This window comes from Protofrankia sp. CiP1_Cm_nod2 (assembly GCF_920664355.1).
GTDB lineage: Bacteria > Actinomycetota > Actinomycetes > Frankiales > Frankiaceae > Protofrankia.
In genome coordinates, this window is sequence record NZ_CAKKTL010000015.1 from 29,696 (window position 1) to 38,830 (window position 9,135).

Annotated in this window: 8 protein-coding genes; 4 read left to right on the forward strand and 4 right to left on the reverse strand. The window is 72.0% G+C overall.

From position 1 onward, the window contains the following. Nucleotides 1–27: 27 nt before the first annotated feature. From NBW84_RS03070 to mca, 3 genes are all read right to left on the reverse strand, one after another. Nucleotides 28–276: a hypothetical protein gene (locus NBW84_RS03070; RefSeq protein ID WP_250281495.1), complete on the reverse strand. Its 249-nt coding sequence runs from the start codon at nucleotides 274–276 to the stop codon at nucleotides 28–30. A gap of 129 nt (nucleotides 277–405) precedes the next feature. Next, entirely contained in the window at nucleotides 406–861 is a 456-nt protein-coding gene (locus tag NBW84_RS03075) for a tellurite resistance TerB family protein (protein WP_250281497.1), read from the reverse strand. Between the two features lie 223 nt (nucleotides 862–1,084). Continuing rightward, nucleotides 1,085–1,981, reverse strand: coding sequence for a mycothiol conjugate amidase Mca (gene mca / locus NBW84_RS03080; protein ID WP_250281499.1), 897 nt, complete (start codon nucleotides 1,979–1,981; stop codon nucleotides 1,085–1,087). Nucleotides 1,982–2,057: 76 nt separating this feature from the next. Between mca and NBW84_RS03085 the strand changes: the two genes are divergently transcribed. From NBW84_RS03085 to NBW84_RS03100, 4 genes are all read left to right on the forward strand, one after another. Next, nucleotides 2,058–2,462 (forward strand): DUF4307 domain-containing protein, encoded by a 405-nt coding sequence (locus NBW84_RS03085; protein WP_250281501.1) that lies wholly within the window; start codon nucleotides 2,058–2,060, stop codon nucleotides 2,460–2,462. A gap of 391 nt (nucleotides 2,463–2,853) precedes the next feature. After that, the gene (gene greA, locus NBW84_RS03090; protein ID WP_250281503.1) at nucleotides 2,854–3,336 is read left to right on the forward strand and encodes a transcription elongation factor GreA; all 483 of its coding nucleotides are present in this window, start codon (nucleotides 2,854–2,856) and stop codon (nucleotides 3,334–3,336) included. Nucleotides 3,337–3,474: 138 nt separating this feature from the next. Then, nucleotides 3,475–4,932: a magnesium chelatase gene (locus NBW84_RS03095; protein WP_445548245.1), complete on the forward strand. Its 1,458-nt coding sequence runs from the start codon at nucleotides 3,475–3,477 to the stop codon at nucleotides 4,930–4,932. Next, entirely contained in the window at nucleotides 4,929–6,923 is a 1,995-nt protein-coding gene (locus tag NBW84_RS03100; RefSeq protein ID WP_250281505.1) for a vWA domain-containing protein, read from the forward strand. Before NBW84_RS03095 ends, NBW84_RS03100 begins: the two co-directional genes overlap by 4 nt. Nucleotides 6,924–6,973: 50 nt before the next feature. Here NBW84_RS03100 and NBW84_RS03105 read toward each other — a convergent pair. Continuing rightward, a partial coding sequence (locus NBW84_RS03105) for a diguanylate cyclase domain-containing protein (RefSeq protein WP_250281508.1) occupies nucleotides 6,974–9,135 on the reverse strand: 2,162 nt, incomplete at its 5' end.

The following is a 9,135-nucleotide window of genomic DNA, read 5'->3' on the forward strand; positions in this document are numbered from 1 at the left end:
TCTCGGAGGCCGGTGCGCGGGGACCGCCTACTCCTCGCCGCGCGGGGAGTGCTGGGGCGGGATACCGGCGTCGGGGTCCTGGCTGTCGGCCGGTCGGTCGCGGTCGGCGGCGGAAGCACCGAAGCGTCCACTGGCGACGTTCCCGCGCATCCGGGCCAGGCTGCGCGGCATCATCACGAAAAGAGCGACAGCGGCGAGGCCCAGCAGCAGGACGACCAGGAACCCGCTGGTACCGACGCTGACCTCAAGCGCGAGGAACTGTCCAGCTAGAGGCACGCTTCACACCCTACGCCGAGCGCACCGCCGGACAAGCCCGGCAGGGCGTCGACAGACGCCGCCAGGGCCCCGGCCAGCAGGTACCGGACGGGGCCCTGGCGGGTGGGAGGCCGGCCGTGGAAGCCGTGGTCAGAGGTCGAACTCGTTGGGGTCCAGCCCCACCGCGTAGCAGGCGTCACGGACGATCTGCTGCTCGGACTTGTCGAAGTGGCCGTCCGCGCCCCCGATGACGATCCCGATCTGGATCACCGCGCGGGCCTCGGCGGGCTTCTTCTTCGTCCTGCCGATGTCCTGGATGACGCCGACCTTGGCGAAGTCGAAGTCGGTCTGCAGCTTGTTGCAGTAGTCGTTGAACTTCTGCTGGAGCTGCTCGGCCGGGAAGTTCTGGAGGACCTCGTTGGAGGCGATGAGCGAGGCGACCTTGCGGCGCTCCTCCGGGTCGATGGTCCCGTCGGCGGCGGCCACCAGGGCGCAGATGGCCATGCTGGCGTCCCTGAAGGCACCGCTCTTCAGGTCGTTCTTCTTGGCGTTGAGCTGTTGCTGTATCGACGCGGTGCTGGTGCGCAGACGATCCCAGATCGCCATGATGTGATCCCCTCATTGGTCTCAAGGCGTGCAAGGTGCGCAAGACGGGCGCGGATGCGGATGCGGATGCCCACGGTCACACCCCCTGTCACCAGCAACGACCGGTGGCGGCCGGCCGTGCCCCGGCTGCGGATGATTTCATCTGCCACCGGTGGGTGTGCCACCCGCGGCCGGCTGGTGATGCCGGCTGGTGACGCCGGCCGGCCGCGGGTGCTGCCGAGGATCAGCGGATGCCGTTGAACAGGTCGCTCTCGGGCAGCACACCCACCTCGATCAGGGAACGGGCGAGCTGGTAGTCCTCGGTGGGCCAGGCCGCGCGCTGGATCTCCAGCGGGACGCGGAACCAGGGCCCGTTCGGGTCGACCTGGGTCGCGTGGGCCAGCAGCGCGCGGTCACGGATCTCGAAGAAGTCGTCGCAGGGGACCCTGGCGGTGATCCGCCCGGAGTCGTCCGAGTGGTCGACCCACTTCTCCAGCATGGCGGTGTACGGGGACTCCCGCCCGCTCGCCCGCATCGCGTCGTGCAGGGCGAGCATCCGCTCCTTGTGATGGCTCTGGTGGTAGTAGAGCTTGAGGGGCTGCCACGGCGGCACGCCGATGTCCTGGCCCACCTCCTGGTACCGCGTGTGGTCACCCGCCGCCTCGAACGCCTCGATAGTGATCCTGTGGTTCATGACGTGGTCCGGGTGCGGATAACCGCCGTTCTCGTCATAAGTGACCACGACCTGCGGCTGGAACTCCCGTATCAGCCTGACCAGCGGCCTGGCCGCCTCGGCGACGGGCATCCGGGCGAAACAGCCCTCCGGCAGGGGTGGCAGCGGGTCGCCCTCGGGCAGCCCGGAATCGAGAAAACCCAGCCAGACCTGTCGGACGCCGAGGATCCGCCGAGCCTGCTCCATCTCGGCCCGGCGTAGCTCGGCGAGACGTCCGTGGACGTCCGGACGATCCAGAGCGGGGTTGAGAACGGTCCCGGCTTCGCCACCGGTGCAGGTCACCACGAGGACGTCGACGCCCTCGTGGACATAGCGGGCCATGGTGGCGGCGCCCTTGCTGGACTCGTCGTCGGGGTGGGCGTGGACAGCCATGAGCCGCAGGCCGCCCTCGTTGATCGCCTTGGACATGCGACCATTGTTCCCGATGCCCTCCGCAGCCGGTTCCTCTACGCCATCACCCGGTTCCCCTACGGGAAAGCCGGGCGTGTTCGCCGTGGCGCGACGTCTGCTGGACATCCCATGGCTCGGTGGCATCCGGGTCGCCCCCTGGTTCCTGCTGGTGGGGCTCGTCATCATCGTGGCCGCCGCACTCGGCGCCGCGTGGATGCAGAGCCATCCGCAGCGGCTGAACTACGGGACCCGTGCCTATCGGATCACTCCGGCGCAGGCCGAGCTGACATTCGATGTGGAAAAGTCACCCAACGCCGTGGCAGAATGCACTGTCCGCGCACGTGCTCGGGACAACGAGGTCGTCGGCCGGCGTACCGACATCGTCGTCGGTCCGGCTCCGGACGGCCGACGGGTCACGACCACAACGGTCGTGCTCGCCACGTCCCGGGAAGCGAACGTGGTCGAGGTCGAGGACTGTCAGATCGCCCGCGCGGGCTGACAGCCGCGCGGGCTACCGGCGCGCGGCGCGCGGCCGGTGGTGCGGCCGGCGGCGCGGCCGATTCCCGGCCCACCTCGCACGGCAAGCAGCGGCGCTTGCTCATGGCCGTACCACACCGATCCCAACTGTTAGGCTGGGCGTTTGCCCCTGTCCCATCGCTTCGTAATCCGCCTCCGACCAACCGTGCATCCCGCGGTTTCCCAGCACCCGACCCACTGTCCCTGTCCAGGGCCCGCACGGGCCCGACGAGGCCGGACTGCGATACGGCCGACCCGCGCCGCGGGCCGGTCGCAGGTGTCGTACGGCCGTCGACGTACGAGCACCCGGAGGATGAACGATCATGGTTCTTCCCGTGTCTCCGGGCCTCTTGAGGAATCTAGGAGCGTGACGCGTGTCGCAGCAGACGTGGCTGACCCAGGAGGCGTATGACCGGCTCCGCGAGGAGCTCGACCACCTCACCGGGACCGGTCGTGTCGAGATCGCCAACAAGATCGAAGCTGCCCGCGAGGAGGGCGACCTCAAGGAGAACGGCGGCTACCACGCGGCCAAGGAGGAACAGGGCAAGCTGGAGTCGCGCATCCGGCAGCTCACCGACCTGCTGCGCGACGCCAGGGTCGGGCAGGCCCCGCAGTTCAACGGCGCGGCCGGCCCGGGCACCGTGGTCGAGGTGCGCTTCCCGGGGGACGACGAGACGGAGCGGTTCCTGATCGGTTCCCGGGAGGATCACAGCACCTCGCTGGAGGTGTACTCGGCCCAGTCACCGTTGGGTGGGGCCGTCAGCGGCCACCGGGCGGGCGACACCGTCACCTACACCCTGCCCAACGGGCGCTCGGCCACCGTCAAGATCGTATCGGTGGAGCCGTACTCCAACTGACCGGCCCCGGTCGGCCGGCGGGAACCGGCCGGTTGACATTCCACGTCCGGTGTGCCTCCCGATAGACACCCGGTATGCCGGACGTGGACACAATGCGACTTCCCTGCGCGACGGAGCGCGGGGACGTACCGTCGACTGGTGCTCGATCTGCCAGGGTTCCCGGCACCGTCCCCCGGACCGACATCACCGTCCCCCGGACCGGGGGTACTGGGTCTCCTGCGCGACTCAGGGCACCGGCACCGGTCCGTACGCACGGAGCTGCGCGAGAACACCCTTGCCCGGATGGCCGGCGGCGAGATCCGGTTCCCCGGCATCATCGGTTTCGACGACACCGTACTCCCCCAGGTGGAACGGGCCCTGCTGGCCGGGCACGACATCGTCTTCCTCGGCGAGCGGGGGCAGGGCAAGACCCGCCTGATCCGCACCCTGGTCGGCCTGCTGGACGAGTGGACGCCGGTGGTCGCCGGCTGCGAGATCAACGACCATCCCTACGCGCCGGTGTGCGCCCGGTGCCGGCTGCTGCTCGCCGAGCTCGGCGACGACACGCCGGTCGCCTGGAAGCACCGCTCGGAACGGTTCGGCGAGAAGCTCGCCACGCCGGACACCAGCGTCGGCGACCTGATCGGCGACGTCGACCCGGTGAAGGTCGCCCAGGGCCGCACCCTCGGCGACCCGGAGACCGTCCACTACGGCCTGATCCCGCGCACCAACCGGGGCATCTTCAGCGTCAACGAGCTGCCCGACCTCGCCGAGCGCATCCAGGTCTCCCTGCTCAACGTGCTCGAGGAGCGTGACATCCAGGTCCGTGGCTACATCCTGCGGCTGCCGCTGGACCTGTTCCTGATCGCGTCGGCGAACCCCGAGGACTACACCAACCGCGGCCGGATCATCACGCCGCTCAAGGACCGTTTCGGCGCCGAGGTGCGCACCCACTACCCGCTGCGGCTCGACGACGAGCTGGCCCTGATCCGGCAGGAGGCGGTGCTGGACTGGAAGGGGTCGCCGCTGGGCGCCCCCGCCGTCCCCGAGCACCTGCTGGAGGTGGTGGCCCGCTTCACCCGGCTGGTCCGTGACGCGCCCCAGGTCGACCGGCGCTCCGGTGTGTCGGCCCGGCTGTCGGTGGCCGCGGCGGAGACCGTGGCCGCCTCGGCCGTCCGCCGCGCGGCGCTGACCGGCGAGGACGTCCCCACCGCCCGGGTCGTCGACCTCGCCGCGATCATACCGGCGGTCCGCGGGAAGATCGAGTTCGACCAGCTCGAGGAGGGCCGGGAGGACGAGATCCTCGCGCACCTGCTGCGCCGGGCCATCGCCGAGACCTTCCGCGCCCGGCTCGCCGGCACCGACCTGACCGGCCTGCAACGGCGGTTCGAGACCGAGGGGCCGGTCGAGACCGGCGACCTCGTCCCCGCCGCGGAGCTGCTGCGGCGGGTCGGCCCGGTCCCGGGGCTCGCCGCGATCCTGGCGAAACTGGACGTCGACGGCGCCGAGGCGCCAGGGCTCGCCGCGGCCGGGCTGGAACTGGCCATGGAGGGCCTGCACCTCAACCGGCGGCTGGCCAAGGAGGAGCTGCCGGGCCGCACGGTGTACGGCACATGAGCGCCCCGGCCGGGTCGGGAAGCTTCCGCTACGGCCCGTGGGACGGCGGCCCCGACCCGCTCGCCTCCCCGTTCGACGCCGCCGGCGCGCTCGACGAGATGTCCACGCACATCCTGGACGGCCGGACCCCGCGCGAGGCGCTGGACGCGCTGCTGCGGCGCGGGACCAGCCAGCGCCGCGGGCTTGAGGACCTGCGCCGGCAGGTGGAACGCCGCCGGCGCGAGGCCCGGGCGCGCGGCCGCCTCGACGGCACCCTGGAAGAGGTCCGGGAGCTCCTCGACACCGCCGTCGGCCAGGAGCGCGCGGCGCTGTTCCCCGACCCGTCCGACGACGCCCGGCTGCGCGAGGCCGAGCTCGACGCGCTGCCGGCCGACCCGGCCCGGGCCGTGAACACGCTGGCCGACTACGAGTGGCGTTCGCCGCAGGCCCGCGAGACCTTCGAGAAGATCTCCGACCTGCTCCGCCGGGAGGTGCTCGACGCCCAGTTCCGCGGCATGAAACAGGCGTTGGAGAACGCCACGCCGCAGGACATCGCCCGGGTCACCGAAATGCTCGCCGCGCTCAACGGCATGCTGGAGGCCGACGCCCGCGGTGAGCACACCGACGCCGCTTTCGAGCGGTTCATGCGCTCGTTCGGCGACTTCTTCCCGGAGAACCCGCAGACGCTGGACGAGCTGGTGGACTCGTTGGCGCGCCGCGCCGCCGCCGCTGCCCAGCTGCTGGCGGGCCTGTCCCCCCAGCAGCGCCAGGAGCTGGCCGATCTGATGGCGTCGGCGCTGGCGGACCTGGGCATGGCGGCCGAGCTCTCCCGGCTGCAGCAGGCGCTGCGCGCCGCCCGGCCGGACCTCGGCTGGGGCCGGCGCGGCCGTTTCCGCGACGCGATGACCGGTGACACGCCGCTCGGGCTGGGTGACGCCACTTCCGTCCTGGAGGAGCTGGCCGAGCTCGACGAGCTCGCCGCCGCGCTGTCCCAGGACTACCCCGGGGCGTCCCTCGAGGACGTCGACCCGGACGCGGTAGCCCGGGCACTGGGCCGGGACGCCGTCGACGACCTGCGCACCCTCCAGCAGATCGAGAAGGAGCTGGAGCGCCAGGGCTTCCTGACCCGCAACGCCGGCAAGCTGGAGCTGACCCCGCGGGCGGTCCGCCGCATCGGCCAGAGCGCGCTGTCGCGTATCTTCCAGCGGATGGACACCCGCGGCCGCGGCGATCACGACTCCCGGGACGCCGGTGCCGCCGGAGAGCCCACCGGGACGTCCCGGCCCTGGCACTTCGGTGACACACAATCGATCGATGTGGTACGCACCGTGCGCAACGCGGTGCTGCGGGCCGGCCCCGCCAGCCCGGAGGGGACGATCGAGCTGGACGTCCGCGACTTCGAGGTGACCGAGACCGAACGCCGCTCCTCCGCGGCCGTCTGCCTGCTGGTGGACCTGTCCTACTCGATGGCGCTGCGGGGCACCTGGGGGGTGGCGAAGTCGACGGCGCTGGCGCTGCACACCCTGATCGACACGAAGTTCCCGCAGGACACGATCCATCTGGTCGGGTTCTCCGACTATGCCCGGCTGCTGCGCCCGGTGGAGCTCGCGGGCCTGGACTCCGAGGTCGTCCAGGGCACGAACCTCCAGCACGCCCTGATGCTCGCGGGCCGGCTGCTGTCGCGGCACCCGGATTCCGAACCGGTCGTACTGGTGATCACCGATGGTGAGCCGACCGCGCACCTGATGCGCAACGGCACCCCGTCCTTCTCCTGGCCACCGGTCCCGGAGACCCTGGAGCTGACCCTGGCCGAGGTGGACCGGCTCACCCGCCGCGGGGCGACGATCAACGTCTTCATGCTCGACGACGAGCCACGGCTGGTCCAGTTCGTCGACGAGGTCGTCCGCCGCAACGGCGGCCGGATGCTCTCCCCGGATCCGGGGGCGCTCGGCCGCTACGTCGTACGCGACTACCTGCGGGCCCGCGGCGGACGACGCCGAGCCGCCAGCTAGGAACCGCCCACAGCCATCATGAGACCGCTTGGGGCTGGTCAGTCAGGGGCTCAGGGCTGGCCGGCTGACGGCACACAGGCTTCCTGGCGGGCTTCCTGGCGGGCTTCCAGGCGTGCCTCCTGGAGGACTTCCGGACGGGCTTCCGGACGCTCCCGGCCGGCCTCCTTCGCCCGGTACATCGCGAGATCGGCGCTGCGGACGACCGCGCCGGGCGGCGCGTCCTGCGACTCCGAAAGGGCGACACCGATCGTCGCGTCGATAGCAATGGAACGCCCACCGACCGTAATCGGCCGTCGGATCGCCACCAGCAGCTGGTCGGCGAGATCGCGTGCCCGGGCGCTGTCGGCGTCACCCAGGATGACGGCGAACTCGTCCCCGCCGAGACGGCAGACGGCGTCCCGCTCGGTGCCGGCGTCCCGCAGGCGGGCACCGATGATCCTCAGCACCTCGTCACCGGCGTTGTGGCCGTAGGTGTCGTTGACCGACTTGAACCGGTCGAGATCGATGAACAGGACCGCGAACGCCGATGCCGGACGCTGAGCGGCGATCTCGTCGAGCCGGCGGGCGAACACCGACCGGTTCGGCAGGCCGGTGAGGGCGTCATGGGACGCCTGGTAGCGCAGCTCGTCCTGGAGGACCCGGCGTTCGCCGATCTCATGGCAGGTCAGCAGGATGCCGGTGCCCTCCGAGCGGTCCCGCAGGTCGATCGCCTCGATGTCGAACCAGCGGTGGCCGCCGCCCGCGGCCGACAGCCGGACGTCGCGTGCCACGGCGGCCCCCGCCGCCGCTGCCGCTGCCGCCGAGGCCGCGGCTGCCGCGGCCTCGGCACCGGGCCCACTGCTGTCGACACCGGAGCCACTGCTACCGGTAGCAGGCCCACTGCTGCTGGTAGCGGGCCCACTGCTGCTGGTAGCGGGACCACTGCCGCCGGTAACGGGACCACTGCCGCCAGTAGCGAGCCCGGTGGCCTGGCGCAGCAGCTCCGCCAGCGCGCCCGCGTCGTCCGGGTGGGCGACGTCGGGCAGGTGCCGGCCGAGGTAGGAGCCGGCCGTGACCCCGAGCAGGAGCGCGGCGGCGGAACTGACAAAGATGATCTTCCCGTCCGCCCTGGTCGCGATCACGATGTCGTGGGCGTTGTGCAGCAGGGCCTGCAGCCGTCGCTGCTCGTCGCGGATCGCCGCTTCACGCCGGCCGTTGAGGACGGTCAGCCCGACGAGGGCGGCGGCGACAACGGCCAGCAGGCTGCCGTCCCGGACGAGCCGGCCGGAGCGGATGTCCCCGTAGAAGGCCTGGACCGGCTGCTGGAACACCACGTAGCCGCCGTCGGGCAGGTTCGCCAGCGGCGAGGCGATGGTGACCTGGCCGCCGGCGACGACGTCGTCGATCTGCCGGGCCTCGCCCACCCGCAGGGCCGCCAGGCTGGCCGCGGCCACCAGCCGCTGGCCGATCAGGCCGGGATTCCAGGAGAACATGACCGTGCCGGCCGCATCCACCACGGACAGCCCGCCCACGACGAACCCGAGCGTGCCGCTGCTCGCGAGGTTGGCCTGGTTGGGCGAGTCCCGCAGCGACTCCCCGATGACGACGACCGCCGCCGGCCGGCCCTCGCGCAGGACCGGGACCGTCACGTAGTCCCGCCAGAGCCCGTCGACGTTCATCACGGGCGAGTTGCCGGCCCGGCCGGCCCGGGCGGCCCGCCACGCCGGGTCGTCCGGGCCGATCGGCAGGGTGAGCGACGGCGGTTCGGCGGCCAGCAGGTGGCCGTCCAGGCCGGCCAACGCCCAGACGTAGTTCCGGCCGCCGACCCCTGATCCGGCGAACGAGCGCAGCACGGCGGCGTCGGCGTCCCGGTCGCTGAGCGACCAGGACGCCGACGACACAGCCGTGATCAGACGCTGGCTGTCGACGCTGTGCATGGACGCGTCCGCCACGATGGCGGTGAACGCCACGTGCTCGGCCAGGCGCTGCCGTTCGGCGCTGTGCCGGGTCTGCGTCTGCAGACACAGGCTGGCCACGGCCATGGCGAGCAGGGCCCCGCCCGCCACCAGCGGTGGCCCCAGCCGGCCGAACCAGCCGCGGGGGGGACAGCCGTAGGCGAGGGGCCCGGGCGTGGCCGGCAGGGGGAGACGGCGCCGGGCCGGCTGCCGCTCGGGCCGCCGCCGCTCGGGCAGCCGCAGCTCGGGCCGCCGCGGCTCGGGCAGCGACAGTGGTG